The sequence below is a fragment of the Burkholderia seminalis DSM 23518 genome, assembly GCF_902832885.1.
In the GTDB taxonomy this organism is placed as follows: domain Bacteria; phylum Pseudomonadota; class Gammaproteobacteria; order Burkholderiales; family Burkholderiaceae; genus Burkholderia; species Burkholderia seminalis.
The window spans coordinates 1-488 of the sequence record NZ_CADFDK010000046.1 but is presented as its reverse complement, the minus strand read 5'-3'; the positions used below and the strand labels follow the sequence as shown (position 1 = coordinate 488).

At 69.5% G+C, this 488-nt stretch carries 1 protein-coding gene; it reads left to right on the top strand.

The annotated features are described in order from the left end of the window. Positions 1-488, top strand: a 488-nt coding sequence (locus HWX00_RS36560; RefSeq protein ID WP_175868206.1) for a tetratricopeptide repeat protein, incomplete at both ends; no start/stop codon positions are given.

Here is a 488-nt window from a genome sequence, read left to right as displayed (position 1 = left end):
GAAGCGAAGACGCTGTACGACGCGATCCTCACGGCGCAGCCGGGCCAGCCCGACGCGATGCATTTCCTCGGCCTGCTCGCCTGCCAGCTGAAGCAGTACGACGCGGGCCTCGCGCTGATGGAGCGCTCGCTCGCGGCGCGGCCGGACGCGTCGTACTTCAACAACCTCGGCAACATGCTGCGCGAATGCGGCCGGCTCGACGACGCGATCGCGCATTACCGCCGCGCGGTGGCGCTGCGCCCCGAGTTTCCGGAAGCGCACAACAACCTCGGCAACGCGCTGCGCGACGCGCGGGTGCCGGCCGAGGCGATGGCGAGCTGTACGCGCGCGATCGAGCTGCGGCCCGGTTACGCGGAGGCGTACAACAACCTCGGCAACGTGTTGCAGGATCTCGGTGAACTCGACGCGGCGGCGGCCAGTTACGGCAAGGCGATCGCGTTCCACACCGCGTATGCGGAAGCGCACAGCAACCTCGGCCACGTGCTGCG